The following is a 23,454-nucleotide window of genomic DNA, read 5'->3' as shown; positions in this document are numbered from 1 at the left end:
TGCATCGTGTGCGGCGGCGATCGGTTGCCCCATCAATTGCCAAGGAAGGTCCTGCCGGCATCATGACCGCTGTCGACTCTCCCGAAAAGATACTCTTCACCTCCACGACCCAAGCCTTTCTGCACAAAGAAGCGCCGCTGAGTCGCGTCCGTGAACTGCATGCCGCGGGGGCGTCCTTCGACGCGTCCTGGTGGCGGCGCGCCGCAGAACTCGGCTGGACGAGCTTGCTGGTTCCCGAGGATCTGGGCGGCGGCAGCGTCTCGGACAGCGGCCTCGCGGATCTGGCCGTGGTCGCCGAGCAACTCGGCAAGACGGTGGCGCCCGGGCCGCTGTATCCGGTCAGCGTCGTGCTGGCCGGTCTCGCCGGGTGCGCCGAGCGCCACACGCACGCCGCCACGATCGACTCGCTGATGTCCGGGGAACTGGTGGCGTCGTGGGCGGTTGCCGAGCCCGGCCGCGGGTGGTCGCCACTGCAACCTTCGGTGAAGGCCACCGAAACCGGCTCGGGCTACCGCATCGACGGCACCAAGGACCGTGTCGAGGCCGGCGCCCAGAGCGCCCTGCTGCTGGTGGTGGCGCGGTGCGGCGACGGCATCCGCCAGTTCCTGGTCCCGACGGACGCGCCGGGGGTCCGCATCGAGCCCCAACAGTCGGTGGACCTGGTCAAGCACTACGCGCGAGTGCATTTCGACGGTGTCGTCGTCGCGGGATCGGCGACCGTCGGCACCGCGGACGAGAGCGCCGCGCTGATCGGCCGGCAGAGCCAGATCGCCCAGGTCCTGCAGTGCGCAGAGGTGGTCGGCGTCCTGCAGACGGTTTTCGACTTCACCGTCCAGTGGGCGCTGGATCGGCACACGTTCGGCCGCCCGCTGGCGTCCTACCAGGCGCTGAAACACAAATTCGCCGACATGAAGCTGTGGCTGGAAGCGTGCCGGGCCACCACGGCCGCGGCGGTCGCCGACGTCGCCGCCGGGGCACCGGCAGCGGGGCTGTCGGCAAGCGTCGCCAAGTCCTACGTCGGTGAGATGGCCGGCCAGATCGTTCAGGCGTGCGTGCAGATGCACGGCGGCATCGGCGTGACCTGGGAACACGACCTGCACCTGTACCTTCGGCGAGTTACGTTGTATCGCTGCATGTTCGGGACGCCCGAGGAACACAATCAGCTCGTGTATGCGTGGCACGCGGGCGCCAAGACCGGCGGCGCCGCCCAATGACGCCGACCGAATCCGTGGCGGCCTTCGCCGCCCGGGCCAGGGCGTGGTTGGCCGAGAACATGCCCGCGATCGACCCCGCTTGCCCGCCGCCGGCCCCGCGTGACGAAGAGCGTGCCTGGAAAAGGGCGCGCGAGCTGCAAAAGCGGCTCTACGAAGGAGGGTTCGCCGGCATCTGCTTTCCCCGCGAGTACGGCGGCCTGGGGCTGGGCTACGAATACCAGAAGGCGTTCGACGCGGAATCGCTCGGCTACGAGATGCCGTTGATCCTCAACACCCCGACGTTCACCATCTGCTGCGCCACGCTGCTCGACACCGGCACCGAGGCCCAGAAGAAGCAGCACATCGCCGCGGCTTTGCGCGGCGAAGAGGTCCTGGTGCAGTTGCTGAGCGAACCCAGCGGCGGATCGGATCTGGCCGGTGTCGTCACCCGCGCCGAACGTCATGGCGACCGATGGATGATCAACGGCGCCAAAACTTGGAGCACAAGCGCGTTCGCCGCCGACTACGGTTTGTGTCTGACCCGCACCAACTGGGATGTGCCCAAACACGAAGGCCTGACCATGTTCCTGGTGCCCATCGCCCATCCGGGTATCACGTTGCGGCGCATCACCATGTTGAGCGGTTCCACCGAGTTCTGTGAGGAGTTCCTGGACGGGGTGGACGTCGGTGACGACGCCGTCGTGGGCGAGGTCGACGGCGGCTGGGCGGTGGCGTCGCGGCAGCTGTACCACGAGCGTCGGGCGGTGGGGCAGGGCTCGGAATTCGCCAGTGGCAGCGGCAGCGAGGGTGGGAACGCCAATCCCGTCGACTACGTCGACCTGGCGGCCAGGACCGGCCGGGCCGGCGACGAGCGCGTGCACGAAATGGCGGGTCGCGCACTGGTGCACCGCGCGGTCGCCGAGCAGTTGATCGGGCACGTGTACCGCAGCGTCCGCGACGGCGACCTGCCGCCCGCGGCCGGAACGCTGATCAGGCTGTTCCACTCCGAAACCGTGACCCTGGATGTGGACACGGCGCTGGCGATCGCGGGTGCCGCCGGTGTCGTGGGTGAGCCCGGCGGTGGCCTGGAGGCCGGATTGCGCTACCTGTCCCGCCAGACGGTCGCCATCGGTGGCGGCACCACCGAGATGGCCCGCAACGTCATCGGCGAGCGGGTGCTGGGCTTCCCCCGGGAATACGCCGCGGACCGCGGGGTGCCGTTCAGCGAAGTCCGGCACGGCGGGCCGCGCTAGCCGCGGTCGGACTCGGCCTCTCCGGCGAAGATGTCGCCGGCGCGGCCGGCGACCACGGGGATGTGGACGAGCGACAACACGTGGTGGGCCGGGCTACCGGGCGGGGCCACCAGGACACATTCGCCGCCCTGCCTGCGGGCCCGGTCTCGGGCGTCGGCCAACGCGCTGACGCCCGCCGACCCCAAATGGGTGACGGCACTGAGGTCGATCGTCAAAGACGCTATGCCCGAACGGCTTTCGACGGCAATCTGGCGGTCCAGAATGGACGCGGTCTCCGAGTCGACGTCCCCGCTGACGACGATGCGGCCGTCGTCGCCGATCACCGAGACGAACTCGGATCCGGTCGCCCGCCGGTGAGGTACCCGGGTGACCAGTGTGTCGGCGACAAAGTCCACCGGCCGGGACAGGCGATGGACCAGGCTGGCAGTCGTCCCGCCGGCGCGGTGGGTGATCTGCGCCTGTGACACCAACGCTTCGGCCATCGCAAGTCCGCGGCCGCGGCCCTTCTCGCCCGCGCGGTAATCCTTCCACGTGCCATAGTCGGCCACCGAGGCGTACAGGTTGCCGTCGCCGGCCAGTGCGGCTTCGACGACGATTTCTTGGGGTTCGTGCGACGCCGCGGTGCCGTAGCCGTGCTCGACGGCGTTCTCCACGAACTCCGAGACCGCGTGCACGACGTCGGATGTCTCGTCGGGGTCCGCGCCGATCTCCGACAACCAGGTGCGCAGATGGGCGCGAACCGTGCGCGCGGTGTGGAGGTTGGCGTCCAGCGTCAGCCGCAGCGGAGCCGGCGGCGTGCGCCGCTGCGCGGCGAGCAAGGTGACGTCGTCGTTGTAGCCGGTCGACCGGAGCAGCAGTTCAAGGGTCTCCGAGCAGATGCGATCGATGGGCCGTGCGGGGCTGTCGAGGACGAATCCGCGGTGGCCGGCGGCGATGCTGGCGGCCAGCTCGGCGAACTCGGCGGTGCTGGCTCCCGGCGGCCGGCCCGGCCGTTCGATCAGGCCGTCGGTGAAGAGCAGGATCACATCGCCCAGGCCGAGCACCTCGGTGCACACCGGGAAGCCGGTGCCGCTTCCGAGCGGGCCCGCGCCCGAGGGCGCGAGGTACCGTGACTTCGCGCCGGCGGTCACCAGCAACGGCGGTGGGTGCCCGGCGGTGCAGTACCGGAATTCACCGGTGCCGAAGTCGAGGGAACCGACGCACACGGTGGCCGACTTCGACCCGGGCACATACCGGTGGAAGCGGTCGACGGCCTCGAGCGCTTCGGCGATCGACCGCCTCGCCAAGATCTGCATTCTCAGCGCGGTGCGCAGTTGCGCCATCACGGCGGCGGCTTCGACACCGTGGCCCACCACGTCGCCGACGGCGAGAACGAGGCGGTCCCCCAGCGGGATCGCCTCGAACCAGTCGCCGCCGGCTGCCGTGTCCTCCGCGGCGACGAGGTACTGGGCGGCGACGTCGGCGCCGGGCACCACGGGGACCGACGAGGCCAGCAGGGCCTGCTGCATGACGATGGCGGAGTCGCGCGCATTGCGGTAGCGCTCCGAGAGCTCGTCCATGCGCGTCTCGGCGGCCTGCCGGGCCCGTACGCGGGTTGTCACGTCGTCGAACAGCAGCTGCACGCCCTCGATCGACCCGTCCTCGCCGCGCCGGGCGGTGACGAGAAAGTCGAAGAACCGCTCGTGGACTCCGGTGCCGTCGAAGTCCGCCTGCAGCCGCCACTCTTTTCCCGACTGCGGCTCACCGGTCTCGTAGACGCGGTCGAACATCTGGTAGATCTGCTGACTTTCCAGCTCGGGATAGACCTCGCGCGCGGGCAGCCCGATCGGATCGAAGGCGGGATGGAATGCGCGGTACGCCGCGTTGACCGCCACGAACCGATGGTCGGGCCCCTCGAGCCCGACCAGCATCACGGGGACGTTTTCGAAGACACGGCGCACGTTGTCGACCGCGTCCACGGATTTGTCCCGGTCCTTTTCGGCCACCATAGGGCGGACCCTCCCACCGGCCTGGCTGCGGATTCACGCGGGCTCGCCAGGCCGAATGTGTCGACGTATCCGTTAAATAGTGACAATCACACTATCAACTGCTACGGGGCGGCCGGGGCACAGATCGGTAACGGCCGGCCGGGAACGGTACGGCAGCGCCCAATCGGCTTTGCTGCGAATGCATTCGGCCGATTGCCGGACCGCCCCGCCTACGTCGCTCGTTATCCTCAGGCGCGCAACGTGATTCGTGCAGGGGTGGGGCGTTGGGCGGCTACTTCCGGTCGACGAGCGCACCGTAGCTGTCGGGACGGCGGGTGCGAAGAAACGGGAACGCGTCCAGCCAGTCCCGGCGCTGGTCGAGGTCCAGGTCGGCGATCAGAATCGCCTCCTCGTCCCGCGGCGCCTGCGCCAACACGCGGCCGTACGGGTCGGAGATGAACGACGAGCCATAGAACGTCAGCTTGCCCTCGTCGCCGGTGCGGTTCGCCACGATCATGAACAAGCCGTTGGCGATGCCGTTGCCGACGATGACGTGCTGCCACAGCGGTTCGCTGTTGAAGTCGGGGAAGGCCGGTTCCGAGCCGATGGCGCTGGGGTAGACCACCATTTCGGCGCCGTGCAGCGAATAGGTCCGGGCCACTTCCGGAAACCATTCGTCCCAGCACGTCGGCAGGCCGATACGGGCGTCGAGCCCCTGCGGGGTCAGCACCGGATACGGGTCCCCGTCGGCGGGGCCGGGCCGAAAGTACGCGGCTTCGCGGTAACACTCGGAATCGGGGATGTGCATTTTGCGGACCCGCGCGACGAGGTCACCGGCCGGCGACACCAAAATGGCTGTGTTGTAACCCAGTCCGTCGTCCTGGCCGTCTTCGTTTGCCGCCTTCTCGTAGAGCGAGGCCTGCACGAAAACCTCGTTCGCGCGCGCGCATTCGGCGGCGAACGCGAATGTCGGCCCGCCCAGCAGATCTTCGGCGGCGCTGACCGGGGGGGCTGGCGGGACCAGGTCGCCCGGGTACCGGATCAGGGTCAACTCGGGCAGGAACACCACGCGCGCGCCGCCGGCGGCGGCCCGCGCGATCCCGTCGCCGAGGACGCGGGTGAGTTCGGCGTGGTCGGCGCGCCAGCGATGCTGCACCAGTGCGATCCGCAGTGGCGGGCGTTGCGACGGCGTCGTACGCGTCAGCGACTCCGGCGCGGCAGCGGTGAGGGTGATCATCGGCGCACCTCCGCGAGGGCGGGCGGGGACAGGCGAATCGATCCGGCGTGAGTTCTCATCCGTCTACGAGTACCCGTCTCCGCCGGCCGCAATCCCGCAAGGCGCACGATTAACTGCCCGCTTTTTGCGGGTAACCGCCCTGCTGAATGTCATTTTGCGCGACGTGCACACACGAGGAGCGGCCCACAGTGAGCCAGCAGGAGGCGATCATCAAAGCTTTGCGAGGCGTTCTCGCAAAGGAAGAGGGCCTGGCCGAAGCCGATTTGAACCCCGACCTTTTCGGGGCGCTTGACTGGCCGGAACGCCGGGACGGTCTGCATGCACGTGGGTCTGCAAAACCGGCTACTTCCAGTTCGGCGGCTCGGACATCGTCATCCTGTTCCAGGAGAGGGCCGCCCCGGAGGTCGACACCGGCGAGCCGTACCGCCTTTACGGCACGCCCATCGCCCGCTGCCGGCCCCTGGCCCCCTGACCGGCGGGTGCTGCGATGAGCGGTCTACTGCTCGAGCTGTACGACGGGTGGCGACCCGCGCTGTACGCCGCCGTGAAGGCGGCCGCGTTGTTCGCCACGGCCGCAGCGGCTTTCCGGCTCACCCTGCGCCGCACCATCTCCGAGTTGACGCCGTTCGACTGGATCACCGGCGTCGCGGTGGGGGCCGTCATCGGCCGCACCGCTACCGCCGCCGGCACGTCCTGGATCACCGGGGCCGCCGCCTTGCTGACGTTGATCGCCGCACACGACGTCGTGGCGCGCCTGCGCTTCGTCCCCCGGATACGCCGCCTCGTCGACCCGCCGGTGCGGGTGCTGATCCGCGACGGCCAACCGCAACTCGAGAATCTGAGACGCTGCAGGATCACGCGGTCCGACCTCGACGCGATCCTGCGTGAACACGGTCACCAAAGCCCCGCGGACATCAGCCTGGCGCTGTGGGAGTCCAGGGGCGTGGTCTGGCTGCGCGCCGCCGCCAGACCCGCGGGCGAAACGGGGCGAAACGCACCGGCCCCGTAAGGCGGCGCCGGTCAGGCGGACACCGGATTCTTGGAGGCGGGCGCCGAAACCTTCATCAGCTTCATCAGGTTGCCGCCCATGATCTTCTCGACGTCCTCCCGGCCGAAATCCTTGAGCTCGTCGACGAAGGAGATCGGGTCCTTCAGGCCTTCGGGGTGCGGCCAGTCGGAGCCGAAGACCACCCGGTCGGTGCCCACCATGTTGACGATCTCGGTGAACCGGTCCTCCCAGAACGGGCTGACGTACACGCAGCGCTTGAAGGTGTCGATCGGGTCCTCGCTGAATGCCTGCGGCATCTTCTTGTAGACGCTCTTGAGCCCCCTGAACAGGTTCGGGACCCAGTCGGCGCCGTTCTCGATCGACAGGATCCGCAGGTCGGGGTTGCGGGACAGCGCGCCGTGGCAGATCAGCGCGCCGAACGCGTCCTCGATGGGCCGGTGGCCCATGGCCAGGCTGCGGAACGCGGTCGGCTTGAACGGCAGGAATTCGTCGCCGGGCTCCCAGATGTTGAGCAACTCGGAATAGCCGCTGTCCGAGGCGTGCATCGAGACCGGGATCTCGGCGCGCACGCAGGCCTGCCAGAACGGGTCGAACTCCGCGAGGCCGAACGAGCGGCTGCCGCGGTAACCGGGCACCGGTGCCGGGCGGACCAGGACGGTGCGGGCGCCGCGCTCCAGGCACCACTCGAGTTCCTCGAGTGCGCGCTCGACGATCGGCAGCGTGATCACCGGGGTGGCGAAGATGCGGTCGGAGTAGTTGAACGACCACTGCTCGTACATCCACTCGTTGAGCGCGTGGATGACGTCGTGGGTCATCTCCGGGTCGTCCTTCATCCGCTCCTCGACGAGGCTGGCCAGCGTGGGGAACATCAGGGCGAAGTCGAGGCCGAGCTCGTCCATCATCTCCAGACGCGCGGCCGGCTCGCGGAAGGCGGGGATGGCCTTCATCGGCTCGCCCAGGATCTCGCGGTAGCTCTTGCCGCCGCTGCCGTTGCGAAAGTACTCCTCCTGCGCGCCGGGGCGCGCCACCACCTCGAACGTCGGGTTGGGGATGTAGTCGCTGATGTGGCCGCGCACCACGATCTTGGTGCGACCGCGAACCTGCACGTAGTCGATGACGTTCTTGCGCTTCTCCGGAAGGAACTTGGTCAGCGCCTCCTGCGGTTCGTACATGTGGTTGTCCGCGTCGAACACGGGGAAGGGAAGCTCGCGAGACGGCATGGCGATCTCCTTGAGGGCTGGATTCTCATCGTGATTCTCATCGTGCGGTAATGACGTTACCACCTTTGCGAAATCGGGTGTACCGGGATTTATGTCTCCGGCGGGCCCACCGTCGGTGTCGCGCCGTTGATGATCGCGAAGTTCACGGTCGCCGTCGCGGCGAGCTCGTCTCCATCGTCTCGGCCGTCGCCGTAGATGTCGACCTGCATGACCATCGCCCGCCGGCCGGTCCGCAACATGCGCGGCACCGCCACGGCCGAGCCGCTGCGGATCGGCCGCAGATAGCGGACGAACAGGTCGGCGGTGGTCATCGTGGTGCCCGGCCGCAGATAGTCCAGGCCGAACTGCCCGCCCGCCACGTCCACCAGCGTGGCGATCAGGCCGCCCTGCAGGGCCCCGGAGGTGTTGACCACCTGGGGGCTGACCGGCATCGTCATCGCGAACTCGCCGTCGCGGGTGCCGGGCCGCATGCCGACCTGCGCGAACAACTCGCGCAGCGACGGTGCGGCGGGCGCGTCGTCGGCGTCCCGGATGCCCAGGGCCCGGCTGCAGAAGTCGTACAGCTGGCCCGCGTCGATCGGCGTTCCGTTCAATTCGGCGCCCAGCCAATGCAACCGCTGCGCACCCATCACGGTCTGCATCACGATCGCGGCCGCGGCCCCGACGTCGAGTCCCGGGTGGAACACTCCCTCGGTGATGCCCTGCCCCACGATGTCGCGGATCAGCTGATGCAGGGGGGACAGCACACGGGCGTATTCGCGCGGGCGCGTCTCGGCCAGATGCTGGTTGTAGAGGGTCAGCGCCCGGTTGAGGCTGTCCTGGGTGGTCGACTCCGGCTGCCGGCTGATGCGGTCGAGGACGAGTTTCAGCGCGGCGGTGCTGTCCAGTGCGGCGGTCTCGGCACGCCACGACAGCACCGACTGCGCGATGGTCCGCTCGAACAGCGCGAGCAGAAGTTCGTCCTTGCTGCTGAAATGCTGGTAAAAGGCCCGTAGTGAGGTTTTCGAGCGGGTGACGACCTCCTGCACGGTGAAGTCCGTGCGTCCCGTTTCGCCCAGTATCGCCACGGCCGTCTTGATGAAGCGGTCGCCGCGCGCGACGTCGGCGTCGTCGCCGGAGCGGGTCATGTGCTACTTCGTCCCCTTCCGCTGCGCAGGTGCCTGCGTTTCGAGAATGAGGTTACCGCGCGCAGTCTCGTACCCGCTCAGAACGGTGGTGGGTCGTCCTCGTCTTCGGGTGGGGCGGGCCCGGTGCATCCCACCTCGGCGGCCACCGCCGCCATCGTGTCGATCGCCCGGTCCTCGTCCTGCGAACAGCGGGCGAGCCGATAGGCGAACAACTCCCCGATCGCTACCAACTGCGCGGCCGCGGCCCAATTCTCGACCCGGGTGGCCGCACAAATCCGCTCCACCAGTGCACCCGACTCGGCCGCCGCCGACGGACGACACCGCTCCAAACACTCCTCTGGCGCCGCGATCGACTCCGCCGGCAGCCGCGCCGCCGGCTCCGAGCGGCGCGGTGCGGTTCCTACCCGCCCCGGGCCGCGATCATCGCCGAGCGGTTCACCTTCGTGGCCGCGGTGCGCGGGATCGCGTCGACGAACTCGACGGTCTTGGGCGCCTTGTAGTGGGCCAGCCGGCTCTTGGCGTACTCGATCACCTGCTGCGCGGTCAGCGGCGCGCGGTCGGCCGGCTGCACCACCGCGTGCACGCGGCGTCCCCACTGCGGGTCGGCGAGCCCGATGACCACGACGTCGGCGATGCCGGGGTGGCCCGCGAGCGCCGACTCGACCTCTGCGGGAAAGACATTGGCGCCGCCGGTGACGATCATGTCGACGCGGCGGTCGACGATGTAGAGATAGCCGTCCTCGTCGAGGTATCCGATGTCGCCGGCGGAGCGGAAACCGTCGTCGGTCGACGGCAGCGGCGGCGCCCCGCCCAGGTAGCGGTAGCCCGCGCTCATCGGGGCGCGCAGGTACACGTCGCCGTGTTCGCCGGGGCCGAGCGGTGTGCCCGCGGCGTCCACGATGCGGATTTCGGTGTCCCGGAAGCCGCGGCCGACGCTGCCCGGATGGGCCAGCCATTCGTCGCCGCGCAGCGCCGTGAGCCCGAGGTTCTCGGTCATGCCGTAGGCCGTCACGAACCGCTCCGGGCCCAGCAGCTCGAACCACGTGTGCATCAGCGACGGGGGCATCACGGCGGCGCCCTGCAGGACGAAGACGACGCTGGAGAAGTCCCGTCGCCGGACGTCGGGCAGGGCCGCGATGCGGGCCAGCATCGTGGGCGTCGCCGTGAAGTTGCTGACCCGGAAGCGTTCGATCACATCGACGACCAATGCGGCGTCGAATTTTTCCAGGATCACCAGGTGGTCGCCGGCCAGCAGCATGAGGAAGGTCGCAAAGCCGTTGGTGTGATACATGGGCGCGGGCACCATGACCGTCTGCGGCTGGGCCACCGGCGTCCAGTTCGACAGGAACGGTTCGCCGTGCTGGGGCGTCCACAGCGACGGCGCCAGGTTGAGGATCACCTTCGGCACGCCGGTGGAACCGCTGCTGCAGATTCCGTTGGCGGTGGGGGAAACGGCGGCGGGCAGCGGACTTTCGGACTCACCCGCCGCTTGCGCCTCGAGCACCCACCGGCTCGTGTCGTCGACGACCACGGCGGGCCCGATCACCGCCCGCACCCGCTCCCGTTCCCATTCGGGCAGATCCCAGTGCATGGGGATGGGGACCGCACCGATTTTCCAGCAGCCCATTGTGGCCAGCACCAAATGCAGCGAGTTCGGGATCGCCAGTGCGACGAAGGATCCCGTCTCCGCGCCGGCGGCGGCCAGGGCGCGGCCCCATTGGTTGGCGCGGGCGTCGAGCTCGCCGAAGGTCAGCGACTGCGCGGTGCCGTCCAACGCGACTACCGTCACGGCCGTGTCATCGGTGCGTTGTTCGGCAAGCTGGGTCAGCCTGACGCCGAAGGGGATGCCCTCCGCCGGCGGGTGCTCGGGCGTCCGGGCCGCGACCTGTTCGGTGCTCATGCCGTCACCGCCCCGGTGAACAGGGTCTCGAGGTGGCCGTCGCGAACGTCGGGGATCAGGCGCAGCGCCAGCGCCTCGGCGCCCAGCGGCAGCCGGATCAGCGGTTGGGTGTGCCGGTCGAGCACGCTGATGTCGGACTCGTCGCAGAAGCCCAGAGCGCCGAGCAACTGGTGCGCGGTGCGCAGTACCTGCCGCGCGGTGTCGGCGGCCTTGAGCCGCAGCACCAGTGCGTCGGCCGAACACGCTGGCGGCGAAAGACTTTCGGCGCGCGACACCGTGTATTTCGCGAGCTCCTCGAGCCCGCGTACCGCGACCGAGGCGTCCGCGACGGCGAACCTGACCGCCTGGAAGTCCGCCAACGGCTTGCCGAACTGGACCCGGGCGCGGACGTGTTCGGTCACGATGTGCAGCGCCTGCTGCAGCGCTCCCAGAATCCGCCACGACCCCAGCACGAGATGAAGGTTGACGTCGGTCGCCGGCACCGCGCCATCGGATGCGTCGAGTAAGGCCGGCACCAGGAACGGCCCCAGCTTGGCGTTCGTGCGCGCCCCCGGCCGGAGGCGGTAGGGGTTGCCGTCGAGGTCCGCGGCGATCCAGGCGCCGGGCAGGTCGCCGTGGTCGATGCGGGGCGCTTCCGGATTGACCAGGGCCAGCCGCGCGCCGTCCAGCGCGAGCAGTTCTTCGACGACGGGGTAGGGCAGGGCCGCCGCGCCGGCGGCGCGGCACAGCACGGCGGCGGCCAGCAGGTCGTCGGATGACGACCGCACGTCGAGGTCGAAGGCGCCGACCTCGGTCAGCGCCACGCGCGCCGCGTCCCGGACGCTCTGATCGGTCTCGGCGCGCAGCGCGGCCGGCGGTCCGCCCAGCCGGCCCAGCCGCTTGGCGGCGACCGCGGCGAAGTCGCCGATATCTTGTGGCAGAGCGGTTTTCACCGATGTTCTCCCAACACTTCCCGGGCTACCAGCATCCGCTGGACTTCGATGGTTCCCGACGCCACGGTGGCCGCCTGCGCGTAGCGCCAGTGGTCTTCGACGGCCCCGTGCAGCGGAGCCGAGGGGCCGCTGTCCAGCGCCGTCGGGCCGAGCGCGTCGAAAAGCAGCTCGGCGACCTGCTGGTCGCAGGTCGTGGTGGCGATGCGCGCGGCACTGGCCGCCGCGCCGGCCGCCGGGTCGTCCTGCAGCGACACGGCCCGGTAGGCCAGCAGCCTGGCCACCCGCAGGTCGACCAGCGCCCGTACCCAGCGGACGCGGATCGCCTCGGGCAGCGTGTCCCACGCGTCGCCGAGTTGGGTGCGCAGGCGGTCGAGCAGCGACTCGCAGCGCGCATACCGCGCGATGCCGACCCGCTCGAATGCCAGCGCTTCGCGCATCACCCGCCAGCCGTCGCCGGGCTCGCCGAGGACGTCCTCGGGATAGGCCGCGACGTCGTCGAGGAACATCTCGTTGAGGTGGTGAGGTCCCAGCATCGAGGGGATCGGGCGGACGGTGAAGCCGGGCCGGTCCATCGGGATCAGAAAGAGGCTGAGCCGCTTGGGCTTCGGGGCGTCGGGGTGAGTGCAGGCGGCCAGCACGCACCAGGACGCCATCTGCGCGTACGACGTCCAGACCTTCTGGCCGGTGATTCGCCAGCCGTCCCCGTCGGGTACGGCGCGGGTGCGCAGCGACGCGAGGTCCGATCCGGCCTCCGGCTCGGAAAAACCCTGACACCAGATCACGTCGCCGGACGCGATGGCCGGCAGGTGCTTGGCCTTCTGCTCGGCCGTGCCGTACCGCATCAGGGCCGGGCCGACCCAGTTGATGCCCATGTACTGCGGGCCACGCGGTTCGTGTCGGGCCCACATCTCCTCACGCAACACCGTCTGCTGCCAGACCGAACCGCCTCCGCCACCATGCTCTTTCGGCCAGGCAAGGGCCAGCAGCCCTTCGGCGGCCAGCAGCTTGCAGAACGTCTCCGTGGTGGCCAGATCCTGCGGGTCGTCGGTGCACGCCCCCAAAAAGTCCGCCGGGATGTGGTCGGATATCAGCCCGCGCAACCGGGTTCGGAGTTGCTCGGCGTCGTCGCCGAGGTCGTAGTCCATCGTCGTCATCCCTTCGGCAATCCGAGCAGCCGCTCGGCGATGATGTTGCGCTGGATCTCCGACGTTCCGCCGTAGATGGTTGCGGCCAGCGCGTCCTGGCGCTCGAACAGCAGATCGGGATCCTCGGCCGAGCCGGGCCCGCGGGCGGCGGCGGCCAGTTCCCACACCCGCTGCAGGGTCACGGATCCGAGCAGCTTGGAAATGTCGGCCTCGGGGCTGGGGCGCCCGGCCAGCTCGTTGTTCAGGGCGCGGTATCCGGTGGCGCGCAGCGCCTCGGCGTCGGCGAGCAACGAACCGAGTTCGGCGTAGACGTCCGGGTCGCGGGCGCCCCGCGCCGCCTCGAGCCCGCGCTGGATCTCGACCCAGTTCATGATCCAGATCATCTGCCGCTCATGGTGTAACGACGACATCGCGACGTTCCACCCGCCGTGTAGCGGCCCCAGCAGGTTCGTGGCCGGCACCTCGACGTCGTCGAGGAACACCTCGCAGAACGTCTCGTCGGAGATCGACGCCATCCGGATGGGCTCGATTCGCACCCCGGGGGAGTGCAGGTCGAGGATCAGGCAGGAAATGCCGCGGTGTTTGGGCGCTTCGGGGTCGGTGCGCACGTAGAGGGTGCACCAGTATGACTGGTGCGCCTGCGTGGTCCAGATCTTGTGACCGGTGACCCGGAACACGTCCCCGTCCCGCTCGGCCCGCGTGCGCAGCCCGGCGAAGTCGGATCCGGCCTCCGGCTCGGACATGCCCAGTGCCCACCATTCGTCGCCGCGCAGCAGGGGAACCAGCAGTCGGTCGACCTGTTCGGCGGTGCCGAACCAACGAATGCCGGGCGCGGCGACGTTGGGCCCGGCGATGTTGGGCAGCTTGGGTGCCGACCGCAGGGCCGCCTCGAGGCGGACTTCCATCGCATCGCGCAGACCCAACAAACGGCCGCCGTGCTCGCGCGGCCAGGTGGGTTGTAGCCATCCGGCCTCGTAGGCGGCCCGCTGGTAGTCACGACGCAGCGCCAGATCCCAGCGGTAGGTGCGGTAGTTCTCGTAGTAGTCGCCGGGCAGAAAATCCGTCAACCAGCCGCCGAATTCCTCTACCACAGAGCTCATTTCGCGCCTCCCGCGAAACGGCGGCCCACCTCGTGGTACAGGGCGCGACTGTCGCCGAGCAGCGCGGCGCCCTGCCAGGCGTGCCGAACGTAGAGGTGGATGTCGTGTTCCCAGGTCTGTCCCAGGGCGCCGTGCACCTGGACCGCGGTGCGCGCACAGCGCGCCGCCGCGTCGCCGGCAGCCGCCTTGGCCAGCGCCGTGGCGGTCCAGGCATCCGCGGGTGCGGTGTTCGGGTCTGCCAGCCGGGCCGCCGCCGCGTAGGTCAGGCTGCGGGCCCGCTCGACGGCGACGTAGTTGTCGGCCAGCGCGTGCTTGATCCCCTGGAACGCGCCGATCGGCGCGCCGAACTGGCGGCGCGTCTTCGCGTGCCCGACGGCGCGGTGCAACGCGGCGCCCGCCACCCCGACCAGGTCGGCGGCCGCGGCCAACAGCGGTGTCGCCAGCGCCGATTCGACGTGGACGGGCGCGGTGGCCAGCGGCTCGACGTCGACTTCGACGTCGGCGACCGGCTGCACGGGATCGGTGGACTCGCCGACCTGCACGGTCACCCCGTCACCGCAGCGTGCCACCGCCGCCACGAACCGGCCTTCGCAAGCGGCCAGCGTGACGAGCAACTCGGCCCGCGGCAGGTTGGGGACCGCGACCGCGCGTCCGCGCAGGCGGCCCTGGTGCAGCACCATCGGGGCCCCGGGCAGCCGCGCGCCGGGGGAGTGGACCGCCAGGGTCGCGGCGGTGCCGGCGGCGATCTCGGCGAGCACGGCGTCGAGGCCGGTGGCCCGCAGCGCGCCCGCGGCCAGACCGACGCTGCTCAGCAACGGGATCGGCGCGATCGCGGCGCCGCATTCCTCGAGGACCACCGCCAACTCGACGGGGCCGTAGTCGCCGGCGCCGGCCGCCAACTCGGTCCAGCCCAGGCCGACGACCGTCTTCCACAGGCTGCGCCAGCGGTCGGGGTCCGTCAGGACCCGGCGGACGGCGTCGGGTGGGCACTCGGTGCGCAGGATGTCGCGCACGGCGTCGCGCAGCGACAGCTGGTCCGAGTTCAGGCCGACGTCCATAAGACCTCTAACTTACTAAAGATAGCAATCTAAGGCGACGGGTCTGCCGCTCTCGCGCGCCTCCGGGCCTCGGTGGGGACGACGGGCGGTCGCGCGAAGGGGCCGCGCCGCACTGCGGCGAGCCGGATCTCCGGCAGGTCGACCGACGGGCCGACGGTGTCGAGCCAGGCGACCGCCGCCGCGACGTCGGACGCCTGGATCGCGTGCATCTCGAACGGAACGTCCTGGAGCATCTCGGTTTCCACCGGACCCGGCGTGACGAGGTGGACGCCGATGCCGTCACGGTCGACTTCGAGCGCCAGGGCCCGGGCGAACGCGTTCACGCCGGCCTTCGACGCCGAGTAGGCGGTGCGGCCCGGCATCGGCTCGTGCGCCGCCGACGACGAGACGAACACCAGCCGCGAACCGGCGCGCATCCGGGGCAGGACCGCGGCGGTCACCACGAAGCACGAGTCCAGGTTCGCCGACATGATGTCGCGCCACTGTGCGAATGTCTGCTTGCGCGCGTAGGTCCCGCCCAGGGTGCCCGCCGCGTGGACCACGAGGTGGATCGAGTTCAAAACGCTTATCGCGGAAGCGAATCCGTCAGCGTCCGAGGCGTCCGCCATGATGTGTCGCGCACCGATCTCCGCGGCGGCCGTCCGCAGCGGGGCCTCGCGCCGCGCCACCAGCACGACGTCGTAGCCGAGCTCGCGCAGCCTGCGCCCGCACTCCTTGCCGATCCCGCCGCTGCCGCCGGTCACCAACGCCGTTCGCACGGGTCCGCCCTTCAAGAACGCCGCACGTCCCGCTGACGCGACCGCGAGCGTGGAAAAGCCTGCGGGGACAGCGCGTAGATGCGCTGCCGCGGCCGCCCGGACAGCACGTAGGTCTGGGTGTCGGCGAGGTGGCGGCCCGCGATCCGGCGGGCCCGGTCGACGTCGCCCTCGGCGATCGTCTCGGCCAGCTTGACGTGGGTGCCCAGCACCGCGCGGCGCTTGGCCAACGAGGGGTAGGTGCCCCGCGCTGCGCTCTCGTCGGCCCACTGTCGTTCGTGGCCGGTCCACAGCGTCTCCAGGCTGCCCACGACCGCGATGATGGTGTGATTCCCGCAGCCGCGGACGATGAGATCATGGAACTGGCGGCCGATTTCGGTGAACCGCCGACCGTCGTCGAGGTGCTCGGCCATGGCATCGTTGACCTGCTTGAGGTCGGGAACCAAGGTGTCGGCCCGGTCCGGCCGCTGGGCCGCCAGGGCGGCGCAGGCCGGCTCGAGCTCCTGCAGCGCCATGCCCAGGTCGGCGACCTCGACGGACTCGCTCTGCAGCAGCAGGCCCAGCATGTAGGCCGCGCTGGTTTTCGCGGGGGCATGCACGACGGCGCCGCCCCTGTTGCCGCGCCGCACCGAGACCAGCCCTTCGGTTTCCAGGATCCGCAGCGCTTCCCGCAGCGACACCAGGCTGACGTTGAACTGTTCGACGAGCACCTCTTGGCGCGGCAGCAGATCGCCGTCGGCAAGCTCGCCGTCGACGATCTGGCGACGCAACTCGTCGGCTACGATCTCGGCGATCCGCGGCGCCGACAGCCGGCGGCCGGCGGCAGGTGCAACTCCCAAGGCGGTCATCCGATCCTCGCAACCAAATCCACTCCACAGGCTTAGCTATTTTAGCAGTAATGGTATAAATGGCCGGGTGAGCTGCGGGTCCAACTGCCGCCCGGCACCGCTGCCCGAGTTGCGTGTCGTCGAGATCAGCGACCGGATCGCCGGCGGCTACTGCGGGAAACTGCTGACCGACGCCGGCGCCCAGGTGCGCAAAATCGAGCCGCCACAAGGGGATTGGCTGCGGAGCTACTCCGCCGGCTGCGCACCGGTCGCCGGGGGTGACGCACCGTTGTTCAGCTATCTCAACGCGGGCAAGCAGAGCCTGACCTTCGCCCCGGACTCCGAACGCTGGCGTGCCGAACTGGCCGCCGCCGACGTCGTGGTCGTCACCGCCGACCGGGCGCGCGCCGAGGCGCTGGGGATCGATCCGCGGCGGCTGCTGGCCGACTCGCCGAGGGCGGTCGTCGTCACCATTTCCGACTTCGGCTGGAGCGGGCCGTACGCCGGCCGCGCCGCCAGCGAACTGACGCTGCAGGCCTGGGCGGGTTCGCCCGGCTTTCGCGGCGACCCCGCCGGGCCGCCCATCTCGATCGGCGGCGACCTGGGCGAGTACATGGGCGGGGTGTACGCCGCCTTCGGTGCGCTGGCCGTGCGCCGCCGCGTCGAGCGCGGCGGCCCCGGTGAACACCTCGACCTGTCCATGCTCGAGGCGATGACGGCGATGCAGAGCAGCGAATGGTTGCACTCGCAGCTGCTGCGGAGGCCGCCGATCCGGCGCACCCTGGAGGTGCCCTCGATCGAACCGGCGAAGGACGGTTACATCGGGATCACCATGGTCACCGGCCAGCAGTGGCTCGACTTCGCCGCGATGGTCGAGTGTCCGCAGCTCGAGGAGAACGAGCAGCTGCGTTTTCAGATCGGCCGGTGGGAACACCGCGACTTCATCCGCGCACAGATCGGTCCGTGGCTGGCCGAACGGACCGTGGCCGAGGTCGTCGAGCTCGGGCAGCTGTTCCGGCTGCCGATCGCGGCGCTGGGCAACGGCTCGACGATTCGCGACACCGAATACGTGCGGGAGCGCGGGGCTTTCGTCCCCAACCCGGCCGGTTTTCACCAGCCCCGCCCGCCATGGCTGATGTCGGTGTGCGCACCCGCCCCGCCGCGGGCGACCGCTGCCGCCGGCGCCGACGACGGCCGGCCGCCCTGGCCCCCCAGGGAAAATCCGCAGGAGGTGCAGCCGCCGGACCTGCCGCTGCAGGGGGTGCGGGTGGTGGATCTGACCGCGTTCTGGGCCGGTCCCGCCGCCACCCATCTGCTGGCGGCGTTCGGCGCCGACGTCGTCAAGGTGGAGTCGATCCAGCGGCCCGACGGCATCCGGTATTCGGGCGGGATGCGCACCGACGTGGACGACTGGTGGGAATACGGCTGGGTGTTCCACGCGATGAACACCAACAAGCGTTCGGTCACACTGGATTTGGGCTCCACTGAGGGACGTGGGGCGTTCCTTGCGCTGGCCGCCGGAGCCGACGTCGTGATCGAGAACTTCTCGCCGCGGGTGATGGACCAGTTCGGCCTCACCGCCGAGGTGCTGCTGCAGGCCAACCCCCGGCTCGTCGTCGCCCGGATGCCCGCGTTCGGCCTGGACGGCCCGTGGCGAGACCGGGTCGGCTTCGCCCCGACCATGGAGCAGATCGCCGGCCTGGCCTGGGTGACCGGACTGCCCGAGACGCCCCCGATCACGCCGCGCGGCGCCTGTGATCCGCTGGCCGGCGTGCACGCCGCCTTCGCCGTGCTGGCCGCGCTGAGCTTCGCCGAGCGGACGGGCACGGGCCAGCTGGTCGAACTGCCGATGCTCGAAACGGTGCTCAACGCCACCGCGATCCAGGCGATCGAACACGAGGTCTTCGGCGTCACATTGGGCCGGCGGGGCAACCGCGGCCACGGCGGGTCGATCCAGAACGTCTACCGCTGCGCCGGGCCGGACGACGATTGGATCGCGGTCACCGTGCGCGACGACCGGCAGTGGCGCGCGCTGATCGACCTGATGGGACACCCGCACTGGTGCGACGAAGCCCTGTCCACGGCCGCGGGCCGGGCCCAGAGCGCCGACGACATCGATCGCCGGCTGGCCGCGTGGTTCGCCGGGCAGCCGCGCGACGCGGCGGTGGAGCGGCTGGCCGGTGCGGGCATCCCCGCGGCACCCGTGGTGTCGCCGTCGTTGGTGACCGAGAATCCGCAACTGCTGGCGCGGGGGTTCTTCGAGCGGCTCGAGCACGCGAGCGTCGGTGGGGCCCTGTATCCCTGCCCGCCGTTCGCCTTGCTGGCCGGCCAGGACAGGTGGCTGCGGCGTCCGCCGCCGCGGCTGGGTGAGCACAATGGGGAGGTGCTGCGCGAGCGGTGCGGGCTGACCGACGAACAACTGGCGACCCTGGCACGCAACGGGGTGATCGGGACCCGGCCCAAGGGCCTGTGATGGAAGGAGGCATCCGATGCGCGTGACCGTCGACGAGACCCTGTGTGAGGCCAACGGCTTCTGCGAATCGCTCGCCCCGGAGGTGTTCGAACTCGGCGACGCCGACGTGGTGCAGATCGCCGACGGCCCGGTGCCGCCGCGACTGGAGATCGACGTGCGCGCCGCGGTGGACCAGTGCCCCAAGGCGGCGCTGCGGCTGTGCGAGTGAGCTACCGGCGCTCGGTCAGCGAGATCGGCATCTCGTCGTAGATCGACATGTTGGTGGTCAGGTTCGGGTGGGCCGCCTTGGCCGGCCCGAGTGCGATGTCGTCGCAGCGCAACAGCAGCTCGTCTAAGACCGCGCGAAGTTCCGCGCGCGCCAGCATGGCGCCCAGGCAGTGATGCGGCCCGCCGCCGCCGAAGGCCACCTGCGGGTTGGGCCGGCGGCCGATGTCGAAGGCGAACGGGTCGGGGAAGACCTCCTCGTCGCGGTTGGCCGATCGCAGCATCGACACCACCCGCTCACCCTGCGGTATGTGCTGCCCGTCCATCTCGACGTCGACCTTGGTGGTGCGGGTCCAGTACGCCACCGGTGAGGCCCAGCGCAGCACCTCCTCGACGGCGCTGGAACGCACGGATTCCTCGTCGCGATAGCGCTCGATCTGTCCGGGATTCGCCACGAACGCCTGCAGTCCGTCGGCCAGCGCGTTCTTGGTGGTGTCGCTGCCGGCGAACGCCAGCACGAAGAAGAAGAACTCCAGCTCGCTGGGCGGCAGCCTGAAGTGCTCACCGTCCTCGCCGGTGATCACCGCGGAGGCCAGTGTGCTCCAGATGTCGTCGGCGGGGTTGCGGCGCTTCTCCGCGGTGAGCTCCGTTGCGTAGCCGAAGATCGTTGCGTACAAGTCGGTTTCCTCGTCCCGACTCAGTTGTGCCTCCGGCGAGCGGGCTTTCAGGATGCGGTCCAGGCAGTCGAAGATCTTCGGGCGGTCCTGCTCGGGGATGCCGATGATGTCGCCGATCACGGTCATCGGCAGGGCGTCGGCGACGTCGGCGATCCAGTCGCCGCCGCCCCCGGCGAGCAGGCCGTCGATCATCCGGGCCGCCCGGGCCCGGATGCCGTCCTCCAGCCCGGCGATCGCGCGCGGGTTGAAGGCGTTGGAGATGAGCTTGCGGCGCTTGTTCAGCGCCGGCGGGTCCATGTTGATGATCGACGGATACGACGCGAACAAGCCGACCGGCTGGATCAGCGGGCCCTCGGCGGCGGTGAACGAGTCGACGTCGCGGTGCAACCGCACCGCGTGCCGGTGTTTGGTGGCCACCCAGAACACCCGCCGGACCGTGTCAGAGGACACACGAGCGACGCCCGGGGTCGGCTCGTGCCGGAAAAGCGGTTGGCTGCGGCGCAGTTCGGTGAAGATCTCGTCGGGAAAGCCGTTGCGCCACAAAGCGGAATCGGAGAGATCCACTGCGAAAGCCGCCATGGGAAACCTCGTTCCGGCCGGAATGTTCCGGGCCGCTCGTTGACGTTCAATGTTTAAAATAGTAAAAACAGACCTGGTCGTCGAACCGTCCCGGCCCCAGACGAGCGGAGTGCTCGTGACGCATACGATCGGAGAATCGGCCCCGGACCCGTCGGAACGTGCGTTTGGCGAGGCCGGCATCGCGCTCTCGCCGTACCGGTTTCCCACGGGCTGGTTCATCGTCGCCTTCGCCTCCGATCTCGCCGCCGGCCAGGTCAAGCGCGCGCACTACTTCGGCGAGGAGCTGGTGCTGTTCCGCACCGCCTCGGGCCGGGTGCACGTGCTGGACGCCTACTGCCAGCACCTCGGCGCCAACCTGGGCGTCGGCGGCACCGTTGCGGGCGAGCACCTCGTCTGCCCCTGGCACGGCTGGCAATGGCGCGGTGACGGCAGCAACGCGCTCATTCCCTACAGCAAGATCGGCTGCAAGAACAACGTCCGCATCCGCACCTACCCGAGCATGGTGTGGTACGGCTTCGTGCTGGCCTGGCACGAACGGCACGGGCGGGCGCCGTACTGGACGCCGCCGGTGCTGCCCGAGCTGGAAACCGGCGAGTACTACCCGCTGCACCCGCACACCCGGATGCTCAACCGGGTCAAGGTGCACCCGCAGATGATCATCGAAAACGCCGCCGACCCCTACCACGTCCAGTACGTGCACAAGGCGGCCAATCCGGCCACGACCGCGTCGTTCGAGGTGGCCGGATACCACCTGCACGCCACCGTCAACGCCCATTTCGGCGGCGGCCGCGCGCAGACCTGGCTGACCCCGAACGGGCCCGTCGACGCCAAGATCATCTACGACAACTACTCGCTGGGCCTGGGAGTGGTCCGGTTCCCCGGCGAACTGGTGGCCACCGTGCAGGTCACCGGGCAGACACCGGTCGACGAGGACTACACCGACTACTTCTACACCCAGGCGTCGGTGCGCGAGCCCGGCGACACCGGCGACGTGCCCACGGGCCGGGCGGCCCGCTTCCTGGCGCTGCAGCAAGAGGTCATCAAACAGGACTTCTTCACCTGGGAGAACATGAAGTACCTCGAGAAGCCGAACCTGGCTCCCGAGGAGGCGCACGACTACGCCGCGTTGCGTCGCTGGGCGCACCGGTTCTACCCGGGCCCGCGACCCTGCACCGCCGACTTCGGCTACACCGCCGAAGGAGAACCCGACCCCGCCGCCGCGCGGGCCTGATGCACCGGCCCCCCGATTTCGGAGTCGAGCGTTTCACCGTGCCCGCCGTGCTGGATCGGCGCGCCGAGCAGTATCCCGACCGGGTGATGATGACCATCGCCGGCACCGAGGTGACGTTCGCCCAGATGCGGCAGCGGTCTTGCGCCGCGGCGACCATGCTGGCCGATCTCGGTGTCGCACGAGGTGACTGCGTGGCGCTGTTCACCGCCACCTGCCCGGAATGGGTGTACTTCTGGCTGGGCGCGGCGCGCATCGGTGCGGTCAGCGCCGCGGTGAACGCCGCCAACAAGGGTGACTTCCTGCTGCACACGTTGCGGTTGTCGGGCGCCAGGGTGATCCTCACCGACGCCGAGCGACGCCCGCGCGTCGACGAGGTCGCCGGTGCGTTGGAGACCGGGATCGACGTTGTGCTGCAGGGTGATTCGCTGAGCGAAGCCCTGAACCGGGGCGTGGACCGCTCGCCGGTCGGCGGCGAGGCCGGGATCGCGGACATCGGCTGTTTGTTCTACACCTCGGGCACCACCGGCCCGTCGAAAGCGGTTGCCACGACCTGGCATTACCTGTTCTGCGTGGCCGCGACCGTGGCGTCGGCCTGGGCACTGGCGCCGGGCGAGGTGGTGTGGACGGCGATGCCGCTGTTCCACCTGAGCGCGGCGCCCAGCGTGCTGGTGCCCATGCTGGTGGGCGCCACGACCGTGCTGGCGGCCGCGTTTCACCCGGCCCGGGTGTGGGACGAGGTGCGCGCCCACGGCGCCATCGGCCTCGCCGGTGCCGGCGCGATGGTGTCCATGCTGCAGAACCTGCCCGCGGACCCGCGTGACGCGCGACTGCCGCTGCGGTTCATCTCGGCCGCGCCCATCGACGCGCGATCCTACCGCGGCATCGAAAAGCGTTACGGCTGCCGCGTTGTCACGATGTACGGGATGACCGAGGCGTTTCCGATCACGGTCAAGGCGGTGACGCAAGCCGGGGTGCCGGGAACGTCGGGCCGGCCCAACCCCGATTTCGAGCTGCGCATCGTCGACGCCTCCGGGAATCCGCTGCCGGCCGGGGCCGTCGGTGAGATCGTCTGCCGGCCCAGGCGCCCGCACGTGATGAGCGAGGGCTACCTGGGTGAGGGTTCGCGGCTGCAGCCGCACCCGGAATGGTTCCACACCGGCGACCTCGGAAAGCTCGGACCCGACGAGAACCTCACCTATGTGGACCGCGTCAAGGATGCGCTGCGCAGACGCGGCGAGAACGTGTCATCGGTCGAGGTGGAGGGCGTCGTCATGCGCCATCCCGCGGTGGCCGAAGCCGCGGCGGTCGGGGTGCCCAGTGAACTCGGCGAGGACGACGTCCTGGTGGTCGTGACGTTACGCCCCGGCGCCACACTGGATTGCGCCGACCTGCTCGACTTCTGCGGGGCCCGGATGCCCTACTTCTGCGTGCCCCGATACGTCGAGACGGTAGCCGAACTGCCGAAGAACGCGATCGGCCGGATCCGCAAAGACGTGTTGCGCGCGCGCGGACTGACCGCGCGGGCGTGGGATCGCGAGACCCACGGTTACACCGTCCGGCGTTGAGG

At 69.9% G+C, this 23,454-nt stretch carries 19 protein-coding genes and 1 pseudogene; 7 read left to right on the top strand and 13 right to left on the bottom strand.

The window, feature by feature from the left end; genetic code table 11:
• Nucleotides 1-62: 62 nt before the first annotated feature.
• Together FPZ47_RS04125 and FPZ47_RS04120 are read left to right on the top strand one after the other, a co-directional pair.
• A complete protein-coding gene (locus FPZ47_RS04125) occupies nt 63-1,214 on the top strand; it encodes an acyl-CoA dehydrogenase family protein (protein ID WP_144947546.1) in 1,152 nt (383 codons plus the stop codon).
• Complete coding sequence (locus FPZ47_RS04120) at nt 1,211-2,446, top strand: acyl-CoA dehydrogenase family protein (protein WP_144947549.1); 1,236 nt, start codon at nt 1,211-1,213, stop codon at nt 2,444-2,446. Before FPZ47_RS04125 ends, FPZ47_RS04120 begins: the two co-directional genes overlap by 4 nt.
• Here the strand turns inward: FPZ47_RS04120 and FPZ47_RS04115 are convergent.
• Together FPZ47_RS04115 and FPZ47_RS04110 are read right to left on the bottom strand one after the other, a co-directional pair.
• Nucleotides 2,443-4,434: a SpoIIE family protein phosphatase gene (locus FPZ47_RS04115; protein WP_144947552.1), complete on the bottom strand. Its 1,992-nt coding sequence runs from the start codon at nt 4,432-4,434 to the stop codon at nt 2,443-2,445. The two genes, FPZ47_RS04120 and FPZ47_RS04115, sit on opposite strands and share 4 nt — an antisense overlap.
• Before the next feature lie 271 nt (nt 4,435-4,705).
• Complete coding sequence (locus FPZ47_RS04110; protein ID WP_144947556.1) at nt 4,706-5,650, bottom strand: nitrilase-related carbon-nitrogen hydrolase; 945 nt, start codon at nt 5,648-5,650, stop codon at nt 4,706-4,708.
• A gap of 487 nt (nt 5,651-6,137) precedes the next feature.
• Between FPZ47_RS04110 and FPZ47_RS04105 the strand changes: the two genes are divergently transcribed.
• A complete protein-coding gene (locus FPZ47_RS04105) occupies nt 6,138-6,659 on the top strand; it encodes a DUF421 domain-containing protein (RefSeq protein WP_144947559.1) in 522 nt (173 codons plus the stop codon).
• Nucleotides 6,660-6,670: 11 nt separating this feature from the next.
• Here the strand turns inward: FPZ47_RS04105 and FPZ47_RS04100 are convergent, their stop codons facing one another.
• From FPZ47_RS04100 to FPZ47_RS04055, 10 genes and pseudogenes are all read right to left on the bottom strand, one after another.
• On the bottom strand, nt 6,671-7,879 hold the full coding sequence (locus FPZ47_RS04100; protein WP_144947562.1) for an amidohydrolase family protein: 1,209 nt from the start codon (nt 7,877-7,879) through the stop codon (nt 6,671-6,673).
• 89 nt (nt 7,880-7,968) lie between these two features.
• On the bottom strand, nt 7,969-9,006 hold the full coding sequence (locus FPZ47_RS04095; protein ID WP_144947565.1) for a hotdog fold thioesterase: 1,038 nt from the start codon (nt 9,004-9,006) through the stop codon (nt 7,969-7,971).
• A 131-nt stretch (nt 9,007-9,137) separates the two neighbouring features.
• A pseudogene (locus FPZ47_RS04090) lies at nt 9,138-9,356 on the bottom strand (hypothetical protein); the annotation flags it as partial.
• Nucleotides 9,357-9,406: 50 nt separating this feature from the next.
• Nucleotides 9,407-10,906: a class I adenylate-forming enzyme family protein gene (locus FPZ47_RS04085; RefSeq protein ID WP_144947568.1), complete on the bottom strand. Its 1,500-nt coding sequence runs from the start codon at nt 10,904-10,906 to the stop codon at nt 9,407-9,409.
• Nucleotides 10,903-11,838: an acyl-CoA dehydrogenase family protein gene (locus tag FPZ47_RS04080; protein WP_144947571.1), complete on the bottom strand. Its 936-nt coding sequence runs from the start codon at nt 11,836-11,838 to the stop codon at nt 10,903-10,905. Before FPZ47_RS04080 ends, FPZ47_RS04085 begins: the two co-directional genes overlap by 4 nt.
• Nucleotides 11,835-12,992: an acyl-CoA dehydrogenase family protein gene (locus tag FPZ47_RS04075; protein ID WP_210419830.1), complete on the bottom strand. Its 1,158-nt coding sequence runs from the start codon at nt 12,990-12,992 to the stop codon at nt 11,835-11,837. Before FPZ47_RS04075 ends, FPZ47_RS04080 begins: the two co-directional genes overlap by 4 nt.
• The gene (locus FPZ47_RS04070) at nt 12,989-14,083 is read right to left on the bottom strand and encodes an acyl-CoA dehydrogenase family protein (RefSeq protein ID WP_144947577.1); all 1,095 of its coding nucleotides are present in this window, start codon (nt 14,081-14,083) and stop codon (nt 12,989-12,991) included. The genes FPZ47_RS04075 and FPZ47_RS04070 overlap by 4 nt, the downstream gene beginning before the upstream one ends.
• A complete protein-coding gene (locus tag FPZ47_RS04065; protein ID WP_144947580.1) occupies nt 14,080-15,141 on the bottom strand; it encodes an acyl-CoA dehydrogenase family protein in 1,062 nt (353 codons plus the stop codon). Before FPZ47_RS04065 ends, FPZ47_RS04070 begins: the two co-directional genes overlap by 4 nt.
• A gap of 29 nt (nt 15,142-15,170) precedes the next feature.
• A complete protein-coding gene (locus tag FPZ47_RS04060) occupies nt 15,171-15,899 on the bottom strand; it encodes an SDR family oxidoreductase (protein ID WP_144947583.1) in 729 nt (242 codons plus the stop codon).
• Nucleotides 15,900-15,910: 11 nt separating this feature from the next.
• Nucleotides 15,911-16,744, bottom strand: a complete 834-nt coding sequence (locus tag FPZ47_RS04055) for a FadR/GntR family transcriptional regulator (protein WP_144947586.1) — start codon at nt 16,742-16,744, stop codon at nt 15,911-15,913.
• Nucleotides 16,745-16,799: 55 nt separating this feature from the next.
• Here FPZ47_RS04055 and FPZ47_RS04050 point away from each other — a divergent pair, with 55 nt between their 5' ends.
• Nucleotides 16,800-19,196: a CaiB/BaiF CoA-transferase family protein gene (locus tag FPZ47_RS04050; RefSeq protein WP_144947691.1), complete on the top strand. Its 2,397-nt coding sequence runs from the start codon at nt 16,800-16,802 to the stop codon at nt 19,194-19,196.
• 16 nt (nt 19,197-19,212) lie between these two features.
• Entirely contained in the window at nt 19,213-19,404 is a 192-nt protein-coding gene (locus FPZ47_RS04045) for a ferredoxin (protein ID WP_144947589.1), read from the top strand.
• 1 nt (nt 19,405) lies between these two features.
• On the opposite strand, the gene FPZ47_RS04040 is transcribed toward FPZ47_RS04045, so the two are convergent.
• Nucleotides 19,406-20,656: a cytochrome P450 gene (locus tag FPZ47_RS04040; protein ID WP_144947592.1), complete on the bottom strand. Its 1,251-nt coding sequence runs from the start codon at nt 20,654-20,656 to the stop codon at nt 19,406-19,408.
• Between the two features lie 115 nt (nt 20,657-20,771).
• Here FPZ47_RS04040 and FPZ47_RS04035 point away from each other — a divergent pair, with 115 nt between their 5' ends.
• Together FPZ47_RS04035 and FPZ47_RS04030 are read left to right on the top strand one after the other, a co-directional pair.
• A complete protein-coding gene (locus tag FPZ47_RS04035) occupies nt 20,772-21,887 on the top strand; it encodes an aromatic ring-hydroxylating oxygenase subunit alpha (RefSeq protein WP_210419829.1) in 1,116 nt (371 codons plus the stop codon).
• Complete coding sequence (locus tag FPZ47_RS04030; RefSeq protein WP_144947598.1) at nt 21,887-23,452, top strand: AMP-binding protein; 1,566 nt, start codon at nt 21,887-21,889, stop codon at nt 23,450-23,452. Before FPZ47_RS04035 ends, FPZ47_RS04030 begins: the two co-directional genes overlap by 1 nt.
• Nucleotides 23,453-23,454 lie beyond the last annotated feature (2 nt).

The sequence above is a fragment of the Mycobacterium helveticum genome (genome assembly GCF_007714205.1).
GTDB lineage: Bacteria > Actinomycetota > Actinomycetes > Mycobacteriales > Mycobacteriaceae > Mycobacterium > Mycobacterium helveticum.
Note: the sequence above shows the minus strand (reverse complement) of the source record. Positions and strands in the feature narration are given on the sequence as shown.